26 protein-coding genes are annotated in these 25,661 nt (G+C 38.2%); 17 read left to right on the plus strand and 9 right to left on the minus strand.

The genetic code is table 11. The features are described from left to right. Positions 1–123 precede the first annotated feature (123 nt). Together SanaruYs_RS13195 and SanaruYs_RS13200 are read right to left on the minus strand one after the other, a co-directional pair. Positions 124–1,479 carry an energy transducer TonB gene (locus SanaruYs_RS13195; RefSeq protein ID WP_127123053.1) on the minus strand — a complete coding sequence of 452 codons (1,356 nt, stop codon included), beginning with the start codon at positions 1,477–1,479 and terminating at the stop codon, positions 124–126. Next, positions 1,472–2,035, minus strand: coding sequence for an RNA polymerase sigma factor (locus tag SanaruYs_RS13200; RefSeq protein WP_127123054.1), 564 nt, complete (start codon positions 2,033–2,035; stop codon positions 1,472–1,474). The genes SanaruYs_RS13195 and SanaruYs_RS13200 overlap by 8 nt, the downstream gene beginning before the upstream one ends. Before the next feature lie 82 nt (positions 2,036–2,117). Between SanaruYs_RS13200 and SanaruYs_RS13205 the strand changes: the two genes are divergently transcribed. Then, positions 2,118–3,968 carry a vWA domain-containing protein gene (locus SanaruYs_RS13205; protein WP_127123055.1) on the plus strand — a complete coding sequence of 617 codons (1,851 nt, stop codon included), beginning with the start codon at positions 2,118–2,120 and terminating at the stop codon, positions 3,966–3,968. Positions 3,969–4,021: 53 nt separating this feature from the next. Here SanaruYs_RS13205 and SanaruYs_RS13210 read toward each other — a convergent pair whose 3' ends face one another. After that, entirely contained in the window at positions 4,022–5,902 is a 1,881-nt protein-coding gene (locus SanaruYs_RS13210) for a glycosyltransferase (RefSeq protein ID WP_127123056.1), read from the minus strand. Between the two features lie 113 nt (positions 5,903–6,015). Here SanaruYs_RS13210 and SanaruYs_RS13215 point away from each other — a divergent pair, with 113 nt between their 5' ends. Further along, the gene (locus tag SanaruYs_RS13215; protein ID WP_127123057.1) at positions 6,016–6,741 is read left to right on the plus strand and encodes a class I SAM-dependent methyltransferase; all 726 of its coding nucleotides are present in this window, start codon (positions 6,016–6,018) and stop codon (positions 6,739–6,741) included. A 94-nt stretch (positions 6,742–6,835) separates the two neighbouring features. Here the strand turns inward: SanaruYs_RS13215 and SanaruYs_RS13220 are convergent, their stop codons facing one another. Next, positions 6,836–7,663 carry a glycosyltransferase gene (locus SanaruYs_RS13220; RefSeq protein WP_127123058.1) on the minus strand — a complete coding sequence of 276 codons (828 nt, stop codon included), beginning with the start codon at positions 7,661–7,663 and terminating at the stop codon, positions 6,836–6,838. Positions 7,664–7,681: 18 nt separating this feature from the next. Beyond that, on the minus strand, positions 7,682–8,479 hold the full coding sequence (locus SanaruYs_RS13225; RefSeq protein WP_127123059.1) for an FkbM family methyltransferase: 798 nt from the start codon (positions 8,477–8,479) through the stop codon (positions 7,682–7,684). A gap of 59 nt (positions 8,480–8,538) precedes the next feature. On the opposite strand from SanaruYs_RS13225, the gene SanaruYs_RS13230 reads away from it, so the two are divergent. From SanaruYs_RS13230 to SanaruYs_RS13255, 6 genes are all read left to right on the plus strand, one after another. Beyond that, positions 8,539–9,639, plus strand: coding sequence for a glycosyltransferase (locus SanaruYs_RS13230; RefSeq protein ID WP_127123060.1), 1,101 nt, complete (start codon positions 8,539–8,541; stop codon positions 9,637–9,639). Positions 9,640–9,750: 111 nt separating this feature from the next. After that, complete coding sequence (locus tag SanaruYs_RS13235) at positions 9,751–10,338, plus strand: sigma-70 family RNA polymerase sigma factor (RefSeq protein ID WP_127123061.1); 588 nt, start codon at positions 9,751–9,753, stop codon at positions 10,336–10,338. A gap of 12 nt (positions 10,339–10,350) precedes the next feature. Beyond that, positions 10,351–10,623 (plus strand): anti-sigma factor, encoded by a 273-nt coding sequence (locus SanaruYs_RS13240; protein ID WP_127123062.1) that lies wholly within the window; start codon positions 10,351–10,353, stop codon positions 10,621–10,623. After that, positions 10,620–11,195, plus strand: coding sequence for a guanylate kinase (gmk, locus tag SanaruYs_RS13245; RefSeq protein WP_127123063.1), 576 nt, complete (start codon positions 10,620–10,622; stop codon positions 11,193–11,195). Before SanaruYs_RS13240 ends, gmk begins: the two co-directional genes overlap by 4 nt. Positions 11,196–11,207: 12 nt before the next feature. Beyond that, on the plus strand, positions 11,208–11,780 hold the full coding sequence (nadD, locus tag SanaruYs_RS13250) for a nicotinate (nicotinamide) nucleotide adenylyltransferase (protein ID WP_127123064.1): 573 nt from the start codon (positions 11,208–11,210) through the stop codon (positions 11,778–11,780). 55 nt (positions 11,781–11,835) lie between these two features. Further along, a complete protein-coding gene (locus SanaruYs_RS13255; protein WP_127123065.1) occupies positions 11,836–14,445 on the plus strand; it encodes a DUF5686 and carboxypeptidase regulatory-like domain-containing protein in 2,610 nt (869 codons plus the stop codon). An 85-nt stretch (positions 14,446–14,530) separates the two neighbouring features. Here the strand turns inward: SanaruYs_RS13255 and SanaruYs_RS13260 are convergent, their stop codons facing one another. Genes SanaruYs_RS13260 through mnmH form a run of 4 tightly spaced genes read right to left on the minus strand, consistent with a single transcriptional unit; the run spans position 14,531 to position 18,258 of the window. Then, positions 14,531–15,826 (minus strand): Na+/H+ antiporter NhaC family protein, encoded by a 1,296-nt coding sequence (locus SanaruYs_RS13260; RefSeq protein ID WP_127123066.1) that lies wholly within the window; start codon positions 15,824–15,826, stop codon positions 14,531–14,533. A gap of 39 nt (positions 15,827–15,865) precedes the next feature. Beyond that, entirely contained in the window at positions 15,866–16,201 is a 336-nt protein-coding gene (locus SanaruYs_RS13265) for a VanZ family protein (protein ID WP_127123067.1), read from the minus strand. Then, on the minus strand, positions 16,198–17,238 hold the full coding sequence (selD, locus tag SanaruYs_RS13270) for a selenide, water dikinase SelD (RefSeq protein WP_127123068.1): 1,041 nt from the start codon (positions 17,236–17,238) through the stop codon (positions 16,198–16,200). Before selD ends, SanaruYs_RS13265 begins: the two co-directional genes overlap by 4 nt. Before the next feature lie 9 nt (positions 17,239–17,247). Continuing rightward, on the minus strand, positions 17,248–18,258 hold the full coding sequence (gene mnmH, locus SanaruYs_RS13275) for a tRNA 2-selenouridine(34) synthase MnmH (RefSeq protein WP_160118662.1): 1,011 nt from the start codon (positions 18,256–18,258) through the stop codon (positions 17,248–17,250). An 84-nt stretch (positions 18,259–18,342) separates the two neighbouring features. On the opposite strand from mnmH, the gene SanaruYs_RS13280 reads away from it, so the two are divergent. From SanaruYs_RS13280 to SanaruYs_RS13320, 9 genes are all read left to right on the plus strand, one after another. Then, positions 18,343–18,777 carry a MarR family winged helix-turn-helix transcriptional regulator gene (locus SanaruYs_RS13280; protein WP_127123070.1) on the plus strand — a complete coding sequence of 145 codons (435 nt, stop codon included), beginning with the start codon at positions 18,343–18,345 and terminating at the stop codon, positions 18,775–18,777. Positions 18,778–18,785: 8 nt separating this feature from the next. Then, entirely contained in the window at positions 18,786–19,319 is a 534-nt protein-coding gene (locus SanaruYs_RS13285) for a DOMON domain-containing protein (RefSeq protein WP_127123071.1), read from the plus strand. 6 nt (positions 19,320–19,325) lie between these two features. Further along, positions 19,326–19,748: a nuclear transport factor 2 family protein gene (locus tag SanaruYs_RS13290; protein WP_127123072.1), complete on the plus strand. Its 423-nt coding sequence runs from the start codon at positions 19,326–19,328 to the stop codon at positions 19,746–19,748. A 269-nt stretch (positions 19,749–20,017) separates the two neighbouring features. Beyond that, a complete protein-coding gene (locus SanaruYs_RS13295; protein ID WP_127123525.1) occupies positions 20,018–22,459 on the plus strand; it encodes a TonB-dependent receptor in 2,442 nt (813 codons plus the stop codon). A gap of 86 nt (positions 22,460–22,545) precedes the next feature. Continuing rightward, a complete protein-coding gene (locus SanaruYs_RS13300) occupies positions 22,546–23,382 on the plus strand; it encodes a geranylgeranylglycerol-phosphate geranylgeranyltransferase (RefSeq protein ID WP_127123073.1) in 837 nt (278 codons plus the stop codon). A gap of 10 nt (positions 23,383–23,392) precedes the next feature. Beyond that, positions 23,393–23,968: a phosphoribosylglycinamide formyltransferase gene (purN, locus tag SanaruYs_RS13305; RefSeq protein ID WP_127123074.1), complete on the plus strand. Its 576-nt coding sequence runs from the start codon at positions 23,393–23,395 to the stop codon at positions 23,966–23,968. A 64-nt stretch (positions 23,969–24,032) separates the two neighbouring features. Beyond that, on the plus strand, positions 24,033–24,380 hold the full coding sequence (locus tag SanaruYs_RS13310) for a phage holin family protein (protein ID WP_127123075.1): 348 nt from the start codon (positions 24,033–24,035) through the stop codon (positions 24,378–24,380). A gap of 1 nt (position 24,381) precedes the next feature. Beyond that, positions 24,382–24,804, plus strand: coding sequence for a hypothetical protein (locus SanaruYs_RS13315; protein ID WP_127123076.1), 423 nt, complete (start codon positions 24,382–24,384; stop codon positions 24,802–24,804). Beyond that, positions 24,788–25,552: a phosphoglycerol geranylgeranyltransferase gene (locus tag SanaruYs_RS13320; RefSeq protein ID WP_127123077.1), complete on the plus strand. Its 765-nt coding sequence runs from the start codon at positions 24,788–24,790 to the stop codon at positions 25,550–25,552. Before SanaruYs_RS13315 ends, SanaruYs_RS13320 begins: the two co-directional genes overlap by 17 nt. Positions 25,553–25,661: the final 109 nt, after the last annotated feature.

Genomic DNA, 25,661 nt, shown 5'->3' on the forward strand with positions numbered 1-25,661 from the left:
TGAATTATGAATTATGAATTATGAATTATGAATTATGAATTATGAATTATGAATTATGAATTATGAATTATGAATTATGAATTATGAATTATGAATTATGAATTATGAATTATGAATTATGAATTATTTTTTTGGTAACTGAAAATTCAACCTTACCCTTGCTTTATCCCGAATCGGTTGATCATCCTTTTTTGTTGGCACCCACCTTGGCCCTTGCCTGATCAGGCGGATTAGTTCATCGTCACAGCCACCTCCGATGCCTCTTACAATTGTGAAATCACTTAGACTTCCATCTGTTTCTACAAAGAACTCTACGGTTACTCTTCCTTCAATTTTGTTATCGAGGGCACTTTGTGGGTAAATAATATTCTCCTCTAGGTGCTTTCTGTAAGCTCTGTTACCAATTTCCGGATGAGCCAGATCCACAGTAGGCGTAGTTTCATTGGTGTTACTGTATCCATAACCTGTCACCACTACTTCACTTAGCTGTGATACATCTGCATTCAGCGCTACATTTAATGGATTGAAATTAGTAACACTAACCTCTTTAGTTCGCAGTCCTATGAAGGAATAAACCAGCGTTGAAGCAATGGTGGCACTATCGAGTTTAAATCTTCCTTCAACATCTGTAATGGTACCGATGGTAGTTCCTTTGAGCACAACATTTACACCCGGCAGAGGGCTGCCATCTTCAGCAGAGGTTACTACACCACTAATGGTCGCTGCCGGCAATTGAGGGTTTGCACCTTGATCAGAAAAACTTTTTTTGGCATTTCGATCTGCATTGGTTCCCCTTAAACGACTGCTTACTACGGTCTCATCTTCCTTAGCTACTTCACTTGCAGTTACAGGGCTCATCTTTTTTTCTTCAATCTCAGCCCTGCTAGTGGTTATTGCCGGAGCAATAATTTCGGTTTTAATTTCTTCAGCTTGTGGTTCGGTTTCGGTAATATCTGCTACTACAGCTTTTTCTGCTTCAATTTCCGGTGTCTTTAATGTGTTATTTTTCCTTTCTACAGACTTTAGTTTGTCTGTAGGCTCTTTTTTCTGAATCACCTTTTCTTCTACTAATGCCAATTGATTGTTAGACATTCCAGTTGCTGAGCTATCCTTTTTTAATTGATTGGTGTCAGGTTTTTGAATGGGCTGCTGATCGCTCAGGTTTGGTGTTGACTTTATCTTGTCACCCAAATTTAGAATCAAGTATGTTGCAATAAACAGTATTAATAAACCAGCAGCAATGCGCAGACTCCAGAATAATAGGGTTTTGTTTTTACTTTCCTTTTTAATTCTTAGGTCAATAGCCTTGTTAAGTGCATTTACATCTTGTTCAAAATCAACAGAAGTAATTAGTTCGGCTCCTTCTAATGCATCAGCAAGAAAGGGATCAGACAGAGACTTTTTTTCTAAGGCATGGCGCTCTGCCGGAGTCATCTCTCCGTTCAGATAACGTTCAATATCTTTTGAATAATCAGTCATTTCGCTCCATGCAAATTTTAAGATTCCGTTTACCGTTTTGTATATAGCTTTTCACTTTTAATAAATCATACCCCGTTTGTGATGACACCTCCTGGTAGCACTTCTCTTGCAGATAAAACAATTGAACACATTTCTTTTGTTCCGTATTCAACGTTTCCAGGCACTTTTCTAATTTACTGATATTACTTTCTAATTCCTCACCATCTTCCAGATGCGGTTCCTCAACCTTTTCCATAATAAAAGAAGAGATTTCCTGACTTGTTTTTCCTTTAACACTCCTTAAATACATTAAACAGTGATTTCGAGCCGAAACATAAAGCCAACTTTTGAAATGATTCACCTCATGGCTTAGTAGACTTGTGAGCAATTTTTCGAAAAGCTGCATAACAGCATCTTTTGCCAATTCCCTGTCTTTCAAGTATTTCAGACAAACGCCATAAACAAGATGGGTATAGCGTTTATAAAGCTCGCCCACTAATTCCTTATTCTGAGAGGTTTTGTAGACCTCAATCAGCTCAGAATCGCTCATTTCATGGATGGCTTTAGCTAAAAACATTTTTTAAGATACAATTTTTTAAATCACGTATGGAATTTTTCGTTGCTGTGCATCTCAATAGCAAAACAACAAAATAATGCGTATGAAAATAAGATTGATCACACTCGCCATGGTTTTGTTTTGCCTTTCGGTATTACAAGCCCAACAAAGGAGCATTAGCGGAATAGTTACTTCTGCTGAAGATGGCTCTGCATTGCCAGGAGTAAATGTTGTTCTTAAGGGGACAGCAACCGGAACAATTACAGATGTAGCCGGTCATTATAGTATCAAGGTTCCATCCAGTGGTGGCACTCTGGTTTTTACCTTCATTGGCCTTCAAACAAAAGAGGTTAAAATCGGTACAGGAAATACGCTTAACGTTGCCTTGTCATTAGACGTGGTACAATTGAGTGAAGTAGTAATGACTGGGCATGGTAAAGAAAGAATACGTGGTAAGAAATCTGAGTATGCTGCTCCGAGTAGCACCTATCATAATATGCACATACCTTATCAGGATTATGTACAACAGGAAGCTAACACTGAGGAATACGAAGGTATCACAGAAAATATCTTTAAAGATGTTTTTAAAGATCCGCTTTCTACTTTTTCAATAGATGTTGACGAAGCTTCCTACAGCAATGTCCGCAGATTTATCAATAATGGACAACAACCGCTAAAAGACGCTGTAAGAATAGAAGAATTGATTAACTACTTCGATTATGATTATGCACAACCATCTGCTGAACATCCTTTCAATATAATTACTGAGATATCCACAGCACCTTGGAATGAAAAACATAAACTAGTACACATAGGCTTGCAGGGAAAAAGCATCGCTACAGAAAATATTCCTCCTTCTAATCTGGTATTTTTAATTGATGTTTCCGGTTCGATGAGTGATGTAAATAAGCTTCCTTTATTAAAGTCGTCTTTTAAGATGTTGGTTAATGAGTTAAGGTCGCAAGATTATGTATCGATAGTAGTTTACGCAGGTGCTGCTGGTGTTGTACTGGAACCAACCTCAGGAAAAGAGAAGGAAAAAATAGTCAGCTCGCTGGATAATTTACAAGCTGGAGGATCGACAGCAGGCGGAGCTGGAATTCAGTTAGCTTATAGCCTGGCCGAAAAACATTTTAAGAAAGAAGGAAACAACAGAATTGTTTTGGCAACTGATGGTGACTTTAATGTTGGTGAATCGAGCAACGAGAGTATGGAAAAACTAATTGAGCAAAAAAGAAAGAGCGGAGTATTCTTAACAGTGCTTGGTTTTGGTATGGGCAATTATAAGGATTCTAAAATGGAGATTTTAGCCGATAAGGGTAACGGCAATTATGCTTATATCGATAATATTACTGAAGCTAAAAAAGTGCTGGTAAATGAATTCGGAGGCACGCTGTTTACCATAGCCAAAGATGTGAAGTTACAAGTTGAGTTTAATCCAGCTAAAGTGGCTGCATATAGATTGATTGGTTATGAAAACAGAATGTTGAAGAGTGAAGACTTTAATAATGATAAAAAGGATGCAGGTGAATTAGGCTCAGGTCATACTGTTACGGCTTTGTATGAAATAATACCTGTTGGTGTTAAAAGTGAATTCTTCAGTGTTGATGAATTAAAATACCAGAAGACAGATGTAGTTAAATCAGCACAGGATTCTGATGAGTTAATGATGGTTAAGTTCAGGTATAAGCAACCTGATGGTGATGTAAGTAAACTTATCGTTCATCCAATGAAAGATAAACAAATAAGCTTGTCGAACACCTCCGATAATTTCAGGTGGTCGGCAGCAGTAGCAGCTTTTGGAATGTTACTACGCGAATCTGAATATGTTAATCATTATGACTATGAAAAAGTTGTTCAACTTGCCAAAGGAGCCAGAGGCAAGGATGAAGAAGGTTATAGAGTTGAGTTTATCAACATGGTGAAATCGATGGGATTGATGGCAAAGCGATAACTAGCATCTACCCAAGAGATGCGCGATAGTCAGCTTTGTCTGACTATCGCTTTTTAATCAAGCGAGTATTGAATAACCTCTTTATAAACCAACCTTGTTTTAGTGGCTGTGGTTTCTTTAGAGAAGGTAAGTACAGTTGTGTATGCGTTATCGATAATAGTGCTGCGCAGTTCCGGAGAGTTAATTAACTGTTCAACACATGCGGCTAAACCAAGTGAATTTTTGGGCTTTACAATTAGCCCTGTTTGTTCGTGCTTTACCATTTCTGGAATACCGCCAGCATAAGTGGCTACTACAGGAACTTTAGATGCAAAGGCATCCAATACACTCGTTCCTAAACCTTCTTCTGTTGAGGTTATTAAAAAAATATCTAGACAAGGTAAAATCTCTGAAATATTATTGCGGAATCCGGTAAAAATTATCTGCTCTTTTAATCCTTTTTGAGTTGCGTAGTTCTTCAACTCTTTTTCAAGTGGTCCTTTTCCAATAATAAAAGCAACAACTGGTAATGATTTTTTAACCAGCAACTCTATTGTATCAATAAAAGTGAAATAATCTTTATGCCCTGCTAGTGCAGACGTATTTCCAATCAGTATTTTATCATTCCCGATTTTGAATTCTTCCCGAAGCAAATTGGCAGTGCTCTTAACCTTAAATTTACTTATATCTACCCCACTATGCACGGTCAGGCATTTGTCTGGATCCCGCAGGTGAGGTTTAACTATATTAGTTATGGCATCGGACACACAAAGTATTTTCTTTATTTGTGGGTGATTATATTTCCAATCGGAAAAGAGTGAACTGCTAAGTTCAAAGTCTACCCTTCTACTGAGTATAAGTGGTGTGCGTAGACCGAAAAGTGTTCCTAAGACTGCAAGACTATGCGATTTAGAGCTATGTATATGTATGATACTTGCTTTTTCTTTTCTGGCAATCCAACAAAGTTTTAAAACTGTTAGAAGATCAATAGAGTTTTGAAAGAGCGATTTGTAGTAGCGAATGCCATTTTTTTTGCAATACTCCTCAAAGCTCGATCCCTTTTTTACAAATGCAATTGACTCAATATTATGTCTTTTGAGTTCACCAATGAGATAGGCAATCTGTTGCTCACCTCCACGCCATGTTGCTTCAGAACTGAGCTGAATAACTTTGATAGGCTTTTCTGCCTCAACATTTTTATAAAGTTCCTTGAGTTTTACATATCGAAGAAAGCGCTCGAATGAAGCCATTCGTGCAATAACAAATCCTTTGTAGCCATCCAGAAACCCTCGCTGCAGTATAAAATTTTTAAAGAAGTGAAAACTAGGTTTTGCTATGCCATGAAAAAGGATAGAGGGTTTTACACCGTTTTGAAAATCTTTTAATGCTGTTAGCTTACTATATAGAAAGATTTTCTGAACGTGATGCTCTAAACTAAGAATAGAATAGTGTAAAAGATTTCCAGTTACAACCAGTTGATTAGGCTTAATAGTGAATTCCAATTGCTCATGGATTTCACCCACCCAAATGGCGTTGCCTTTTTTGAATAGCCTAATTTTATACTCAGGATACCAACCACTGTACTTAATCCAAGTGCCACAGTAATTATTAATTCTGGTGAAAATGTATGCATCCTCCCTTATGGATGGTTTTATTTTCAAAAGATTACTTCGGAGCTCAGGAGAGAGCTCTTCGTCAGCATCAATTGAAAGTATATAGTCACCAGTGGTGAGTTCATTTGCCTTATTTTTAGCGATTGAGTAGCCCTCCCAATCAGCTTGGTAAACTATGGCTCCTAAATGTTCACAGATCTCCTTGGTTCGATCAGTTGAGTTTGAATCCCAGACAACAATTTCATCCACAATGCCCTGTAAAGAATTTATACAACGCTCAATGTTCTTTTCCTCATTAAGTGTAATGATAACAGCAGAAATTTTTACCTGGGTTGATGGCATAGTCTTTAAATACCAGACAAAGGTAGGGCAAGGATTTTACTATACATCTATCAAATACTTATATTTTAACCTCCGTTACAATTAATAGAACTCAGCTATTATATTTGACTTGTATGAAATATATTCCGGAAAATACCTCAAAGAATACCCATAACCGAGTGGCTTCTTTACTTCTTGCCGATGGAGATAAACAAAGTGTGCTTGACATTCCCAGTGGAGCAGGGGCCTTTACCCAACGGTTACTTTCAAAGAAAATAGAAGTGCATTCCGGGGATATAGAAAACTTTATGGAAGTTGATAATCCCAACTTTAGAGAAGGCAATATGAATGAACGCCTTCCATATGAAAATGGCTTTTTCGATGCTGTTGTCTGTATTGATGGTATTGAGCATTTGGAGAGGCCTTTTGATTTTATTACTGAGTGTAGCCGTGTTATTAAGACTGGGGGAAATGTGATAATATCAACTCCCAATATTAATTCATTACGCTCGCGCTGGCGGTGGTTTTGGACAAGCCATCATAACAAAAACAAGGTGCCGCTTAACGAAAATAACCCCACTCCATTGCATCACATTAATATGATGGCTTACCAAAGATTAAGGTACATGCTACATACGCGTAATTTTAGAATAACCACTGTTACAACTAATAGAATAAAGTGGATAAGTTGGACTTACTTGATTTTTGTCCCCTTTACCTATTTGGCTACGACTTTCGTTTATAATAAAGAAGAAAAGAATTCGCAACAACGAATAGTAAACAAGCAAATTAAAAGACATCTATTTTCGAAAGCATTATTATTCGGGGAAACAATGATTATAAAAGCCGAAAGAATATGAGATTTGGCAAGCGCCAATGGCTTTAAAGGCCTTTTCTTAAAATAAGATAGTTCGATAGAATATTAATTCTATCCGTCAGCGGTTCGGACGAGCATCATTTTTCTTTAACAATTCCGTAAGGAGTCCTCGTATATTTATTCGTTTTTGTTTCTTCAAACAATATTGCATTCTCGGCTTCCGAATCCCTACCTAATTTCTTATGCCACAAATGATATTGCCCCAAAGCAAACTTGGGCATGAAGAGCTTGAGCCCAAATTGAATAAAGCGGTAAGCAATTTCAGTATCTTCACCATAGCGAGGTGATTTATAACGTTCGTCAAAACCATTTACAGCGAGAAGGTCCGATTTACTAATGGAAAAATTGCAACCTAACAGACCTTTCTTATAGGTGCCTAATAATCTGTTGATTTTTGTATTTTGTATATGGATACCCTTTTCAATATCTTTTGATTTATTGACTATGCTGTCAATTATTAGTCTTGCTACGAATGAGTTTTCTAAAAATCCATCCTTAATTTTCTCAGCTGTAATCTGTTTGGATAACGCATCTGAAAGGTTGACTCTTCTCCCTATGATTACTTCATTTGGTGATGACAATCGCAAATGATCTTCGATAAAATTCTTGTGTGGAATACAGTCACCGTCAATGAAGATCAAATATTCACTCCTTGAAGCGACAACCGACTTATTAAGGATGGTCGTTTTAAGAAAGCCATTATCCGGATGCCAAACATGTTGTATTGAAAGTGGAGTGGATTTCGTATAATCCTGAATAGCGTTGACGACTGTATCATTAGAACCATCGTCAGCAATAATTACTTCAAAATTCTTTTCTGACTGTCTTTCAAGAGCAGCTAATACTAAAGTAAGCCAGTCAATCTTATTGTAAAATGAAATAATTATTGAGGCTTTTAATGACATATAAATTTCTTTTATCGCTTACTGAATTGTATTTTTTTGTGCTACTGTGTTCTCTTTGATTTGCTGTAGAGTATATCCATTTTTTATTAGGTATGCTTCACAGGCAGATTTGTCCTCAGCGCTTAAATGAGAACTCTCGTAAGCAATAACAGAAGGCTGAGTCTTTTCTATATTAAACATTTTAATAATTTCATAATCATAACCCTCAGCATCTATCTGAAGCCAATCAAGTTGAGTCATAGAATATTTGGACATTAGTGTATCCACACTCATGCAGTTTATGGGCTCATCAGAAATGTATTCGTTTATGCTAGCAGGAATTTTTTCCCCATAGCGTTTGGCTAATCTGTCAATATGCCCAGACGCAATAACTTTTTCAAGAACGGATTTATCGAGCGTAGAGAGACCTGTAGCCCACCTGGAATTGGAGAAAGCTATGCGGTATATTTTTCGCTCTCCATCATTATAATCAAGTGCAGCATTAACTAAATGTATCGCAGGATTATTCTTATGTAGGCGTTTCAGAAATGTTTCAAACACATAGGGTTGTGGCTCCAAAAGAACACCCTCCCAGGCATCTCGTTTTATAAACTTATATAATGGATCATGATAAAATCCATCGTTCGCACCAATTTGAATAAATTTTACTTTGCCTCTTTTTTTTGAGAACTCATCTATCAATACTGCTAACGAATCTTTGGAAGGTTTATAAAAATGTTTTAGGTATATCTTATAGATAGCACCATAGAATTTACTGTTAGCATTAAGATCAAAGAGTAGTTGTTTATAAAACTTTTTAAAGCCAGTAAGGATCATGTAATTAAATATTAACTTTGCTCAAAGCTACTTATTGCTAATCGTATATAAAAAACCGTATGTCAATAAAAGTTCTTGTTATTACGAATAATCACACCATCCCTGTTATTCGGTCAGAGGCAGAGATTTTTATAGGTCTAAAGGTACAGGACGGTTTTGATGTAACTATAATGACTTTTGCCCACACGCAATACATTCCTAGATTTGAGCAAATGGGGATTAAGGTTATTAAGTTTCACCCACATAAAAAATTTAGTCTAGGACATATTAAACGAATAAGGCAGGAGTTAAAAATGGGGCACTATGACATTGTTCATATGTTCAATAACAAGGCAATGATCAATGGCCTGTTTGCCGCAATGTTTTTACCTGTTAAAACTGTCATTTACAGAGGCACCATTGGCAATGTACATTGGTGGGATCCCTTTGCGTATTTAAAACACCTGAGTCCAAGAGTAGATAAAATCGTTTGTAACGTAGATGAAATAAAAACCTCCATTCAAAAGAACCTGCTTTTTAATAAGAGCAAGGTTGTGACTATTGCAAAAGGTCATAAAGTCGAGTGGTATGATGATGTAGAGGCTGTTGACTTGAAAGCCTATGGTGTTCCTGACAATGCTTTTAAAGTGATTTGTGTAGCCAATGTCAGGAAAGTGAAAGGGATAAAATACCTTCTTCAGGCAACACATTATTTGAAGGAATCTTCAAATATTTATTTGATTTTGGTAGGTAATGGAATGGATAAACCGGACCTAATGGAGATTGTTGAAAAGAGCCCCATTAAAGCCAATATTAAAATACTTGGGTTTCAGAACAACCCCCTTTCTTTTGTAAAAGCCTGCGATTCTTTTATGTTACCTTCTATTTATGGTGAGTCGCTCACCAGATCAGTTATTGAAGCTATGTGTTTGGAGGTGGCTCCTGTCATTACCAACCTTCCTGGAAATTCACGTTTGGTAATTCATGAAAAAACAGGATTAACAATGCCAATTAAGGATCCTGAAAGCATTGCAAAAGCCCTTGAACGACTTAGCAATGACCGATCTTTTGCTAAAATGTTAGGTAAAAATGCTCGTATCCATATTAAAAACAATATTAGAAATGAGGATAGTGTAAATGCTTATTATGAGCTTTACACATCAATGACGAAGCCTGATTAGGATGGCTTTTCAAATAACAAAGGGTAAACTGAGTAAAAAACAACGCTAACCTAAAACCTGGATCTAAAGTCCTGTCATTTTAACCATTTTTGCCAGTATATTCGCCTTATAATGGAAGAAGAATTCATTAAAAATAATTATACAGACGCTCAAAAACAGGAGATTTTTGACAAGGAGTTTATGCCCCAGATAAACGCCATGTACAATTTTGCCTATAGACTTACCCTGGAGCGCGATGATGCCAAAGATCTTTTGCAGGATACCTATTTAAAAGCCTATCGTTTCATCGATTCTTTCCAGCAAGGAACTAATGCAAAGGCATGGCTGTTTCGAATTTTGAAGAACAGCTTCATCAATGATTACCGGAAAAAGAGCAAAGAGCCTGCTAAGGTAGATTATCAGGAAGTTGAAACGTATTATAACTCAGAGGAGGTAGACAGGCAGATTACCCCCGACTTGCGTGTGGAATCGCTCGGCAATATGATTGGCGATGAGATTTCAAATGCATTAAACGCATTGGATGTAGATTTTCGGACTGTTATTATATTGTGTGATCTGGAGGGCTTTAAGTACGAAGAGATGGCTAAAATTCTGGACATTCCCATTGGTACTGTTAGAAGCCGCCTTCATCGCGCCCGTAATCTGCTAAAAGAAAAATTAAGTGAATACGCTAAATCCATGGGATATAAAACCGCCTAAGCCTCCGAGTTTATGAATACACCCGATAAGAAAAATATGAAACATGAATGCCCTCATCAGCAGGAGTGTTTACAATTACTTCAGTCAATTTTAGATGGCGAAGCAACTACGGAGCAAAAAGATAGATTTATGGGACATCATTTAGAAGAATGCATGCCTTGCTATCAGAATTATCACCTTGAAGTAGCCATACGCGATTTGCTAAAGAAGAAGTGTTCAAACGAAGCACCTCAGGATTTAGTAGACAGCATTAAACAAAAGGTAATTCAAAACCTATCTAAATAATGGCAGGAAAAGCATTAATCTTTTCTGCACCCTCCGGTTCAGGCAAAACTACTATAGTAAGGCACCTGCTGCAAAACAACTCCGATCTGGGGTTCTCTATTTCTGCGTCAACACGCGATAGACGCGGCCGTACAGAACAACATGGTAAAGACTACTATTTTCTTTCTCCGGAAGAATTCAAACAAAAGATAGACGCCAATCAGTTTATAGAGTGGGAAGAAGTTTACGAAGGTAACTTTTATGGCACTTTAAAATCTGAGATTGAAAGACTTTGGAGCGAAGGAAAGAATGTGATTTTTGATGTGGATGTAAAAGGCGGATTAAGTCTTAAAAAGTATTTTGGCGATAAGGCTCTCGCGGTTTTTGTAAAAGTGCCTTCCATAGAAGTATTAAAAGAAAGATTAAAAGATAGAGGCACAGAATCAGAAGAGAGTTTATCGAGACGATTATTCAAAGCTAAGTTTGAAATGGGCTTCGAAGATAAATTTGACGTGGTATTGGTTAATGAAGACAGAGAGCGCTCCTTGCAAGAAGCGCAAAAACTTTATAATGAGTTTAAAAACAGAAGCTGAAATTTTTAACTAATGAAGATCGGCCTCTTTTTCGGTTCTTTTAACCCCATCCACACAGGCCATCTGATTATTGCCAATGTTATGGTAGAAACCACCGATCTGGAAAAGATCTGGTTTGTTGTTTCTCCACAAAATCCATTTAAACCCAGTAAAGGTTTACTCCACGAGTTTGATCGTTATGACATGGTGCGGGCCGCCATACACGACAACTATAATTTTGAAGTATCAAATATTGAGTTTAACCTGCCAAAGCCAAGTTATACCATCCATACCCTTGTTCACTTAAGTGAAAAGTATCCTGATAAAGAATTTAAAGTAATCGTAGGCGAAGACAACCTGGAACGCTTTTCTAATTGGAAAAATCACGAGCAAATTCTAAATAACTACGGATTATATGTTTATCCGAGACCTAATGCGCAACCTTCTGAACTAAAAATGCATCCTAATGTGCGTATGGTCGAAGCCCCACTGCTGGATATTTCTGCAACATTCATCCGTAACAATATCCGCTTGGGCAAGTCTGTACGTTATTTAGTCCCCGATGCTGTTAATGAGCAAATTTTGGCCAAAAAATTTTACCTCTGAGTGAAATTGTAAAGGCCGAACTAGCACTAATACATGCGGGAAAACCACTTACGGCATGAAGATATCCTTTACTATTTCATTATTGTTATCCGTTGTTCAGCTTACAATAGCCGGTGGCTTGCGGGGAAATATTAAAGCAGATGATGGCAGTAATCTAGGCTACGCCACAATTTATGTTAAACAAATTGGTAGCGGAACCACTACTAATGAAAATGGTTTATACGACATCTCCTTGCCTGCCGGGCAATACGAAATCGTTTTTCAATATGTCGGTTTTGAAACCCAGACCCTTAATGTTACCATTGGTGAAGGCTATACAGAACTGAATGTTGTTATGAAATCTCAAACAGTAGTATTGCAAAATATTACTGTGCGTGCCGGCAAAGAAGATCCCGCCTACACCATCATGAGAAAAGCCATTGCCAAGGCTAAGTATCACTCACAACAATTGGATTTTTATTCAGCTCAAGTATACATAAAAGGAACAGGGCAACTCAAGGACTATCCTTGGTTGCTTAAAAAAGAAATGGAAAAAGAAGGTATTGAAAAGGATAGGGTATATATAAGTGAATCGGTAAGTGAAATTGAATATAGAAGACCCAATACATTTAAAGAAAAAACTATTTCGGTATACAGTGACGGAAAAGACAACAACACCTCTCCCAATGGTTATATTTTCGGAAGTTTCTATTCACCGGAAATTGTAGAGACTGTTTCCCCACTTTCCCCTAAAGCTTTTTCATATTATCGCTTCGAATACGAAGGCACTTTTAAAGATCGTAGCTATGAAGTGAGCCGTATAAAGGTGACGCCACGCTCCAGAGGTGATAATGTTTTTGAAGGTATGCTTTTCATTGTGGAAGATGCCTGGAGCATTCATAGTATTGATTTTACCACTACAAAGTTGGGTATTACTTTTAAAATGAAGCAGGTGTATGCACCAATAGAAGATAAGGCCTGGCTTCCAGTATCACACCGTTATCAGGTAGATGCTAAAGTTTTTGGTTTTGAATTTGAAGCAAATTACCTGGCAACATTAAGCAACTATAAAATTGAACTCAACAAAGATCTATTTGTAGAGGACATGGAAGTGATTGACGAAAAATTAGAAAAAGCAAAAGCCAAGGAAGTAGAGAGTCGTTTCAGCAAGGAAGCACAAGATTTGCAAAAACGAATGGAGGGTGGCAAAGAGATTACGCGTAAGGAGTTAAGAACTATTGTGAAGGAATATGAGAAGCAAGAAGCAAAAGCTCAGAAAGAACCTGAGGTAATCTCAAACTATACTCAAGAGAAAGATAGTATCAGTTTTAAGAAAGATACAACTTATTGGAATGCAATACGCCCTGTCCCGCTTACTAGGGCCGAAATTAAGGGCTATGTAAAAGTGGATAGTCTTGCGGTAATTGAGCAAAAGAAAGAAGTCGGTGATACAACCAAGCAGCGTAAACATAAGGGGTTCCAACCCTGGGATTTGATCACCGGTGATAGCTATAAAGTTTCCAAGCATTCTAATTTCAGCATTGAAACACCCACAGGTGGATTCAATACAGTGGAGGGGTTTAATCTTATCTATAAAGTTCGGTTCGGCACTATTTTGCAAGACACTAACAAAACCAGACTGATGATTACCCCCACATTTCGTTATGCTTTTGCACGCGAGCGTGCCGCTGGTAAAGTGAATTTTTCGCTTCGAAATAAAAATTACCGATTGAATATAGAAGGTGGCCGTTACATCAAACAATTTAATGCGAACGAAGCAATTTTTCCACCCATTAACACGATCTCCACACTTTTCTTCGAGCGCAATTTTATGAAGATATACCAGAGAGATTTTGTTGAAGCACGACTTCGTAAAAGTATTACGCCTAAGTTTTCTTTTGATGCTACAGTAGAATGGGCTCAGCGTAGCGCTATGGTAAATACTTCTGATTATAAAATTGTTGATAGAGATCATATAGAAGGTTATACATCAAATAATCCGTTTTCAAGGGAATTAAATAGCGAAATACTCACACCTGATCATAACGCTTTAGTAGCATCAGTAAATTTTTCGGCAAAGCCTTGGTTGAAATATCGAATCAGAAATGGAAAAAAATTGGCGATTGATGATTCATCTCCGGTCTTGCGATTTAACTATACAAAAGGCATAGATGCATTGAGTAGTGATGTAAACTTTGATCACATAGAAGCAGGAATAAGACATTCTTTTGATATAGGCGTGCGTGGCCGACTTGATTTTGATTTAGGGGCAGGTGCATTTTTGAATGATCGCAGTTTATACTTTATGGATTATAAGCACTTTGCAGGTAATCTTACATTCATCACAACTTCAAGTCCTGTCGGAAGCTATCGCCTGTTGGATTATTATAATTACAGCACAAGCGATATGTATTTTACTGGAAGTGTTCACTACCAATTCAGAAGATTTATTGTAACAGCGCTACCCTATGCAAGGATGTTAGGTATAAGGGAAAATGTTTTTGTTAATTATTTAGCTACACCGAGTTCTCGGAATTATACGGAGCTAGGCTATAGTATAGATGGGATTCTAAGAATCTTCAGGGTAGAGGCAGCTGCAGCTTTTGAAAATGGAAAGTATGTAGATTGGGGTGTGCGTGTGGGTATTGCGACTAATATAAGCGTTCGTTTTTCTGATAATGATTAGAAAATGCACATAAACTGCGGAGTGCGCAGAGGTTCGCAGAGAAAGATCTCTGCGAACCTCTGCGTTCTTTGTGGTTGAAAAATTATTAAGCGACAGTTTTCCGCTTTCTCAGGAGGATAAATAACAAAGTACTAATGCCCAATAAATATGGATAGTAAAGATGCTTTAGTATTTCGAAAGGTGATAAAGCAACTGATGCCGCAGCAAGAGCCGCTAACAGTTGTGCACCATAAGGCAGCAAGCCCTGTACAAAACAAGACATAGTATCTAATATACTTGCGCTTCTTTTAGGATCTACCTGATGTTTATCAGCAATATCTTTAGCTAAAGGTCCTACAATTAAAATTGTAATCGTATTATTTGCTAATGCAGCATTAACCAAAACTGTTAAAGAAACTATACCTAACTCAGCTCCTCGGCTACTTTTGATCAATCGAGAAACATGATAAAGTATATAGTCTATTCCACCGAAATACTTAATCAAGCCGACAATACCACCAATCACCATACAGATTAGACTCAATTCAAACATCGAAGCCATTCCATCATTCATGGCCTGCAATCCTGACCAAAGATCGGTGCTTTGTGTAGCGAGACCAACAATGAACGTTAACAAGATGCCTAATACCAATACCCAGATAACATGTAATCCTGTAAGCGCTGCAACTAAAATAAATAAGTAAGGAGCAATCTTAATAAAAGAATAATCTGATGATAGCCCCATATTCATGCCGTTGTTAATGGGTGTTATTACAATGTAAAGCAAAAAAGTAATTAGAGCTGGAGGCAAAGCAATCCAAAAATTAGTTTTAAACTTATCGCGCATCTCAACTTTTTGAGTACGCGTAGCCGCTATTGTAGTATCCGATATCATAGAGAGATTATCGCCAAACATACTACCGCCTACCACTGCCGCTAATGCAATACCTAACGTACCGGGTACACTTTCACTTACACCAACAGCAATGGGCGCCAGCGCCACAACAGTACCAACAGATGTGCCTAACGAAATTGAAATAAAACAAGCAGTAAGAAAAAGTCCTGCTATTAATAAACTTGGCGAAGTGTACGATAAAGCAAAGTTAACAGTCGATTGTACGGCCCCAATACTTTTACCTAATCCGGCAAAGGCACCTGCTAACAAGAAAATCAATATCATCAGCATAATGCCTGAATCTCCGGCACCCTTGGAGAACTCATCAATTTTTTTGTGGAAATTTAATGAAGGAAAAAGTAGAAAGCCGGATAGTGCAGCCACCATAAAAGCTACCAACATTGGCATCTTATAGAAATCATTAAGAATTAATGAAGTTATAAAGTAGACAACGATGAAAACAAGTAAGGGCAATAATGCCCAAAAGTTACCGCGTTTTAATTCCATAGATTTGTTGGTGCCGTGAATATAGAAGAGTTGATTAAATTATTTCTTGAATAATGATAAAATATATGGAGACAAGAGCAGCCCTGCGATCACTCCCGTGCCATCAGCCAACAAATCATAAACTTCAAAGCTTCGGCTATCTACAAATAATTGAAAAAGCTCGGTCAGTACACTAAAAAATATTCCGACTAAAAGAAGAATCCATTTTTTTAGAAATGAAAAATCATAGCTAACCGCTATAATCCAGATAAAGAACATGGTGAAATGAACAACTTTATCAAGCCCAACAATTTTTGGGTTAGGTATAGTTGATCCGGGTAGCAGTACTACTATGAGAATACCTAAACTTACTATAATTGTTAGCCAATATTTCAATGTATAATTTTTATGGTTTTAGAATTAAACTCTGTCATCCTACCGAAGGACTTAAGTGCTAATTTGTGACTAAGGCAAAGTTTTTCAAATTCATGTTGTGCCTCGTGTGCAACACATACCATTAAGCCGCCACTGGTTTGAGGGTCAGACAATGTTAAAAATGACTCCGATCCAATGCCATCAATTTTATCCTGATAGCTGCTCCAGTTGCGCATAGTATTATCGGGATAAATCATATTGCTGGCGTAATGAGAAATGTTTTTGAGCAGTGGAACATTGGCATAATTAATCTCTGCGCTTAAACCACTGCCTTCACATACCTCCACTAAATGTCCCAGCAAACCAAAACCTGTTATGTCAGTCATGGCATGAATGTAACTTTGCTTTCCAAATACTTCTCCAATTATGTTAAGCTGCAACATGCTTTGCACAGCTTCCTCAAAATCAGCCGCAAGGGCAAGCCCGCGTTTATGCGCAGTACTGATCATACCCACACCTAGTGGTTTGGTCAGGTATAATAAATCGCCAGATTTGGCAGTATTGTTTTGTTTAAGATTACTTTTTTCAATGAGGCCACTTACGGCCAAACCAAAAATGGGTTCCGGACTATCAATACTATGACCGCCAGCCAGCGGTATACCCGCTTTGGCGCAGATTGTGCGGCTGCCATCAAGTACCTTTTGGGCAAGCTCTGGTGATAGTTTTTCTACTGGCCATCCTAAAATAGCTAATGCCATTATGGGCTTGCCACCCATAGCATACACATCGCTGATAGCATTAACTGAGGCAATAGAACCAAAAGTAAAAGCATCATCCACAATAGGCATGAAAAAATCCGTTGTGCTGATTAAACAATTGCCATTGCCTATATCCATTACAGCCGCGTCATCTTTACTTTCATTACCAACTAACAATGAAGGGAATGTCGTTTTAGGAAAGGCAGTATGTAGAATTTTATCCAGTACCGCAGGAGCAATTTTGCAACCGCAACCTGAGCCGTGCGAGTATTGTGTTAGTTTAATATTTTCAGCAGACATGATGCGAACTTATGAAATAGAACATAATTTATCTTTTATAAAACCATCAAGATTTTGCCAATCAAAATCAAGTTGTGCTACTATTTGATCTTGGCGGTTAAGTATTGCTTTGTCGTATGCCTTGTCATAATAGGTAAGCAATATAGAGGCCGTTGTGCTTAAATCGTTTTGTAAGAGACTTTCCTTGGCCGCCTTAAAATGCTGTCCACCTAATTTTGTGGTAATTTTTTGCGTGGCCTCCAGTAAATCAGTTGTGCTAACATCGCCATAATCAGCCACCAAACGTTTAACTCGGACTTCAACAGGTACATTCACTTTAACAAGCGGACTACTTCTTAGTTGCTTCCATAAAGGTTGTGGTAAAAAAATTTTACCTATAGCGATAGACTCATCTTCTATCCAGATTCTTTTGTCTAGATCAAGCTTGATGATTTCTTCGTATAGATTGTTTTCAAATTGTTCTGTGCTGGGTTGTGCGCTCAATCCTAAACCACCAAAAGCAGAGCCTTTATGATTGGCCAATGTTTCCAGGCAGATTATTTGTTCACCTTGCCTTTTAAGTGCTTGCAGTATTTCTGTTTTACCACTCCCTGTACTGCCAGAAACAACGAGAAAGTTGAAATCGTTTTCGAAAGATTTGAGCACCTCGCCACGGTAAGCCTTATAACCACCCTGTAGTGGCTTAGCGTTTACACCAAGCCGACTTACCAGCCAGCAAAAATTGTTTGAGCGCATGCCACCTCTCCAGCAATGCACCAGCACCTCTTGTCCGGCCGACACTCTTTCGGCTTGCTCAATTATATCATGAAGCCGTGGGCCAACCAGTTTAATGCCTTCTTTAATGGCTTCTTTAGGTCCCTGTTGCTTATAAAGCGTTCCAACAATTTTCCTTTCCGCATCATTTAGAATGGGAATATTGATCGCTCCCGGTACATGGCCCTTCGCAAATTCACCCTCAGAACGCACATCCAGCACTGGAAGGCTTTTACGCTGAATAAGAAAATCCTGGACTGAAAGCATAGACGCGAAGGTACACCCACATTTTATTAAAAATTTAGTTGGTGGTGAAACAATTATCATCTATATTCGTTGATATATCAACCAATGGAAAAAGATCAAAAACTTGATGCCGTATTATTCTTTATTATAGAGAAGGTGCATAAGGCAGCAAGAAGGCATTCGCAAGAAGAGTTTTATAAGGCAGGCTATGACATTACGCTTGATCAATGGCTTGTCCTCAAGAAAATTTACGATGCCGATAAAATAAATCAGAATGAGTTAGCAGAAGCCTTATTTAAGGACAAGGCATCAATTACGCGAATACTTAACCTTTTATTGACGAAAAAATTGGTCAAAAAGACTGAGGATACTGACAAGCGTGCCTTTAATCTTTCACTCACCCCAACGGGAAAGCAGTTCTATGCAGATCTATTAATTATTGTCAATAAACTTCGCAAGCAATACACCGAATCAATTTCTGGAGCAGAGCAGGCTGAACTAAAAAAACTGCTCTCGAAAATACTAGATAACATAAAGTAAAAAAATTTATGCAAATAGTTGATATATCAATCATATTTTTTATTGCTATGCTCTCATATAATAAAGGAGTTGACTTAACAAATAGTGAAAAGGTAAAGTACGACTCAACCCAATCGGTAAAAATTAAAGGCGTGCATTTCAGTTGGCATTTTGATGAAGATTTTCTGCACTGTAAAGTAACGGCACCCACTAAAGGTTGGGTCGCTATTGGCTTTAACAAAAAGAATGATTTAGCAGGCACAAATCTTATTATGGCAGCAGCCGAAAAAGATTTTTATAAAATGGACGATCGATACATTATAGCTGCGGCTAATCATAAAAGTATTATTGAGCTTGGTGGTTCGGAAGGTATCACCAAAAGATTTTGTCAAGAGTCTAATGGTGTAACCAAAGTACATTTCAGCATGCATCGTTCTGTCAATGATAAATTTCATCACGAGTTAAATGAAGGTGAATCCTACTTCATCCTTCTCGCCTATAGTAATGAAGATGATTTTGCCCACCACTCAGCCATGCGTACGAGTATTCAAATTAAACTATAAATAAATATGACAAACACGATTTTAATTTCACTATTAATTGCCGGCACACTCTCTCAAGGATTGAGTCAAACAGAACAAGAAGACATTGAAACGGCAATAAGGACCTTCGCGAAAGCAGCAGATAAGAGAGATGTGAAGGAACTAGACAAAATTTTACACACTGAATTTCGGTTGGCCATGAACCAGCTTTTTGGAAGTCAGGATTTGACAACAATGAACAAAACCACTTATTTAAAAATGGTTGAAGACGGAAAACTTGGTGGAGAAGACAGGAAGCTTGAAATGCTTGAAGTTAAAGTTTTCCAAAAAAATGCATCATGCATTGTTCGTTTTACAGGATCCAAAATGAGTTTCCAAACATTTCTTCAGCTTGTAAGAGGTACTGATGGCAACTGGACAGTTGTAAACGACCTTCCAGCTTTATTATAGCAGAGGAGATTTAAAGGTCCGTTATTCAGGTTAAAAAATTTGAACCATTAAATTTTAGGACTAGTTAAATGCTTCTTCTATATTTGCCATGTCGAAAGACAAGGGGTGCCTTTAATATTTCGGGCTGAGATTATACCCAACGAACCTGATGCCGGTAATGCGGACGAAGGGATAGGCAATTCCGATGGCCATCGGATAAACGTAAGCAGGAGTGCATTCCCCGATGTACTCGTATGCATCACGTTAAATTTTTTTAAACAATGTTAAACATGTTAAAAGTGGCAGCCTTGTTATTAGTGCTCACCACCAGCGCTTATGCGCAAAGTTTTCGCGGCCTTGTACGCGATGGAAAAACCAAACAAGTGCTGATTGGTGCAACCATTCAATTACAAGAAAGCAAACGCTATTTTGTAACCAACGAACAAGGTTATTTCTGGGTAGATAAACTCCTGGAAGGCCAGCATACTTTTGTTGTCAAGTTTCTTGGTTACGAGGACCTTACCAAAACAGTAGTGTATAAAATTGGTAATACGGAGGTATTCGACCTCAAAGAGAGTTTTGTACTTACGGATGAAGTCGTTATTCGCTCAACTCGTGCAGACGAAAATTCGCCAACTACCTTTACCAACATTGATAAGGCGACATTGGAAAAACAAAACTTCGGACAAGACATGCCTTTTGTTTTAAACTGGACGCCTTCGCTAGTCACCACTTCAGATGCTGGCGCAGGTGTGGGTTACACAGGAGTGCGCATCCGTGGAAGCGATGCAACCCGAATAAACGTAACCATTAATGGTATTCCTTATAACGACAGTGAATCACAAGGAACCTTTTGGGTGAATTTACCCGACATTGCCTCTTCAACACAAAGCGTACAGATACAACGTGGTGTTGGCACTTCGACTAATGGAGGCAGTGCGTTTGGTGCTTCTATCAATTTAGAAACAAATGGTAAACAGGAAGCAGCGCATGCGGAATTATTAAATTCATTCGGCTCATTTGGCACGCGTAGACACACCCTGGGTTTTGGCACAGGCTTGTTAAAGAATAAATTTTCTTTTGATGGTCGCTTGTCACAAATTCTTTCAGACGGATTTATTGATCGTGCCAGCTCTGATTTAAAATCTTATTATTTTTCTGGTGCTTACTATGCAGATAAAACCATCATCAGAGCACTGGCTTTCGGTGGTAAAGAAAGAACTTACCAAAGCTGGTATGGTGTACCGGAGTCGCGCCTGAATAATGATGCGGATGCGATGGAAACAACCGTGAGCAATGAAGGATGGAACACTGCACAACGCGCTAATCTCTTTAACTCTAATAGTCGAACATTCAATCCATACACGTACGAAAATCAGGTGGATGATTATGCTCAATACCATCATCAACTTCATGTGTCGCAGCAGTTGTCTCCTGCATTGACGGGAAACATTTCGCTGCATTATACCAGAGGCAAAGGTTTTTATGAAGAGTTCCGCTACAATGAAGATTTCGAAGATTATGGTTTGAGTCCGACTATTGTTAATGGTAATACGGTTGAATCGTCTGATCTTATCCGCAGACGTTGGCTGGATAATCATTTTTATGGCGCAACGTATTCGCTAAGCTACGATGTAGACAGGTTAAGCCTTGTATGGGGAGGTGCCTGGAATCGTTATGTTGGCGATCATTTCGGAGAAATTCTTTCATCAGCTGTGCCTAATGTTTCTGCTGGTTATAGATACTATTTTAATATAGGTGACAAGCATGATTTTAATTCTTTTATCAAAACGAATTACGAAGTGACTGATAAAGTAAATGCCTACATCGATTTGCAATACAGGGGTGTTAGTTATAAAACCAGTGGCAAGGAAAATGATCAGTTTGATTTTGTAGTGGATGAAGATTTTAACTTCTTCAATCCGAAAGCAGGGGTACAAGTTTCTCTTCGCGATCGTGAACTAGTGTATGCATCATTTGCTATAGCCAACAAAGAACCTGTTCGCAATGACTTTATCGATAATTTAGGATCAACACCCAAATATGAGAATTTACAAAATGTAGAATTAGGCTACCGCTACGCAAATGATAAACTGGCGCTGAATGTAAATTACTATTACATGAATTACAGAGATCAGTTAGTATTAACGGGCGCACTTAATGATGTAGGTGCAAACATTCGTACTAATGTAGACAGAAGTTACAGAACCGGAATAGAGTTTGAATTTGGTTATCAACTTAGCAATAAATTCAGGTGGAATGCTAACGCCACCTTTAGCCAGAACAAGATTCGTGATTTCAATGAAGTACTATATGATTACGGTGTAAACTTTGATGAGTACAATGAGGTAGTGAATACCTACGAAAACACAGACATATCTTTTTCACCAAGTGTAATTGCGGGATCAGTTTTTTCTTATGCGCCATTTGCCAATGCCGAAGTTTCGCTCTTAACTAAATATGTTGGCAAGCAATATCTCGACAACACCAGCAATGAGCAGCGCAGTATTGATGCTTTCCTGGTGAACGATATCCGGTTTACCTATACATGGAGACCATCTTTTGTTAGAGAAATTGGCTTTAGTTTACTCATTAATAACTTACTGAATGAGGAGTATGAATCTAACGGCTATACCTATGGGTATTCAGGTGGGGGGCAGGCATTCCGGGAGAACTATTATTACCCACAGGCCGGGACTAACTTTTTAGCTATGCTAAGCATAAAACTATAAGAATAGGCCTTACAAAGGTTGTTGAAACCCCAATTATGTTCAAGATTGGACTATGTGGTTAGAAAGCAGGGTGCTATCTTTGGCGGATGGCATCCTTCTTTCAATCGCTTTTGCGACTGACACGATTTACTAATCTTTTGATTATTGGCTTAGCGCAATACTTCACTGCGTATTTTCTAGTAGATGCCACAACCTTAACAGACATCAGGCTTTTAATACTTACATCTTCAACCGTTTTAATTGCAGCGGCTGGTTATATCATCAATGATTATTATGATATAAAAATAGATTACATAAATAAGCCGGAGCGTGTTATTATTGGTAAAGCCATCCCACGAAGATTCGCCATTTTGTTTCACACCTTGTTTTCATTTGCCGGAATAGCATTAGGGTATTATCTGGGTTGGCAAATTGCATTAATCAATTTTCTATCGGCCTTCTTGTTATGGTGGTACTCTAACAACTTAAAGAGACTGCCTTTTGTGGGTAATTTTTCTATTGCCTTGCTTACAGGCACTTCAATATATATGGTGGCACTTTTGTTTGGGGGTGATGATACACTCATTATTATTTATTCATCCTTTGCGTTTTTTATGACGTTAGTACGTGAAATCATAAAAGATATGGAGGACTTGAAAGGTGACAGCACTTTTGGCTGTAAAACATTACCTATAGTTTGGGGCTTCCGCAAAACCAAACAGTTCTTATATGCTGTCGTTTTTATTTTTTGCATGACAGTACTCATACTCGATTTGCTATTTACAGCATTGCCAAGTGTATACTTTGTGCTCTTTTTATTTGCACCTCTGGTATGGATGGTTTTGCGCCTCTACCGTGCTGATACTGTAAAAGAATTTGAATGGATTAGCACTTTTTGTAAAGTAATAATGCTCTTGGGAATTCTTAGCATGTCATTATTGTGATGTTGGTGTAATGAAAAAATTCAGGCTGGCAATTTTTGCATCCGGTAGTGGTAGTAATGCTGAACGTATTTGTCAGTATTTTTTAAATCATGACACAATTGAGGTTGTTCTTATTTTAAGTAACAATGAAAAGGCAGCTGTTTTAGAAAAAGCCAAAAGGCTTAATATTACAGCAGTTCATTTTAACAAAGAAGAATTTAAGGCTGGGGGGCGTGTTGAGAACGTATTGGTCGACAATGAAATTAGTCATGTTGTACTCGCTGGTTTTTTATGGCTTGTCCCCGCGTTTCTTATTCAGCGTTTTCCAAATCGAATAGTGAATATTCATCCCGCTCTATTACCCAAATACGGTGGTAAGGGCATGTACGGGCGACATGTACATGAAGCTGTGCAAAATTCCGGAGACCGTGAAACGGGCATCACTATACACCTGGTCAATGAAAAATTTGATGAAGGTAAACACCTTTTTCAAGCGGCATGTGCCATTCAACCTACAGATACAGTGCAAGACATAGCCGTCAGGGTGCAAGTACTAGAACATAAACACTACCCTGTTGTTATCGAGCAGTGGCTCCAAAACGGCTGATTTTTTTAAAATCTCCTCTTCCAGACCTTCAAAATATCAAGGCACTTTTTCCTATCTTGCACTAATGTGGAAGGAATCAATCTTAAAACTATTAAAGCTTGATGGCTTGGTAGCCAATTTAACCGGCTATGTGGAAACACGTGTCGAGCTGATGAAGCTTGAGATCAAAGAAGAAATCGCAAAATCGCTGGCTAAGTTGAGTGTGTTGGTGATAGTGATTGCTTCGCTCTCTTTATTTGTTCTATTCTTCAGTGTATCTATTGCTTTATTGATAGGGGAGTACTTAGGTTTTTTTGAGGGCTTTTTGATTGTATCTGGTTTCTATTTTCTGATTGCTGTATTAGTATTGTTGATGCGCAAAAGCCTGAGTGAAACCATGGAGAAAAAATTAATGGAAAAAATTAAAGAATAATATGGAATTGTTGGAGTCAGACGATCCTAAGTCACAATTGCTTCGCAAAGCACAACAACAGAAGGATGCCCTTCATGGTGAAGTAAAATTATTGTCTGATAAAACTGAGAAAGTTGTTAAAACAGCGCTGGTTGTAGGCGGTGCCCTGGCTGCCACTTACCTAATCTACAAGCTGCTTTCTAATGATGGTGGTGCTAAAAAGAAAAAGAAAGTAAAGTTAGTGCGTGCCAGTACCCGTGAAGAAGAGGATGACCAGGAACAAGTGGTAGTAAGAGAATCACCCTTCAGTGCTATTATAAATAAACTGGGTATAGTGTTGGCTACACAAGCCTCGGCATTTCTACTTTCGTTAGCCAAAGAGAAGATAGGAGAGTACTTGGAGAAAAGAGAGGAAGAAAAAGCTAAAGATGCCGACAATCTTTGATTCATTTATAGAGAAACAACAGGCGGGGCGTAAATCCATTGCTGTACTCATCGATCCTGATAAGGTAGACGATGGCGCTAAATTACAGCACCTGATTAACCTGGCTACCGAAAATCTTGTTGATTACTTTTTTGTAGGAGGTAGTTTGATCACTACTAATAATCTGGCGGAAGTTGTAAGACAAATTAAAAAGAGTGTAACTATTCCCGTTGTATTATTCCCCGGTAACAGCATTCAGGTAGAACCCACAGCTGATGCCATTCTTTTTTTATCATTAATCTCGGGTAGAAATCCTGAGTTACTAATTGGGCAGCATGTAATTGCTGCTCCTATTATTAAGAACACAAAACTTGAAGTATTGCCCACCGGTTATATGCTCATCAACTCGGGAAGAATTACATCAGTGGCTTATGTAAGCAACACCATTCCTTTACCAGAAGATAAATATTCGTTAGCAGCCTGCACTGCCATGGCCGGTGAAATGCTCGGTTTGAAACTCATGTATTTAGATGCAGGCAGCGGAGCAGAAAATCCAATTTCTCCCCGTATGATTACGGCAATTCGCAAGGCCATCAAGGCGCCTTTACTGGTAGGTGGAGGAATTAATACTAGTCACAAAGCATTGGCAGCATTAGAGGCCGGTGCTGATACCATTGTTATAGGCAATGCGTTAGAGAAAGATCCTGCACTCTTAACCGAACTGGCCGACAAAGTGTACGAATGGAATCAGGGCCTGGCTAAAAAGTAGACAGCTTAGCACAGCTCTTTTTAATTTGAACTTAGACAGTCATGTTTGAATATTTGAGATCCCCTATTTTTTGTATTTGGTTATCTCAACTTCTCACATGTCTATCAGC

Origin of the sequence: Chryseotalea sanaruensis (assembly GCF_003990915.1) — a bacterium.
Lineage (GTDB): Bacteria > Bacteroidota > Bacteroidia > Cytophagales > Cyclobacteriaceae > Chryseotalea > Chryseotalea sanaruensis.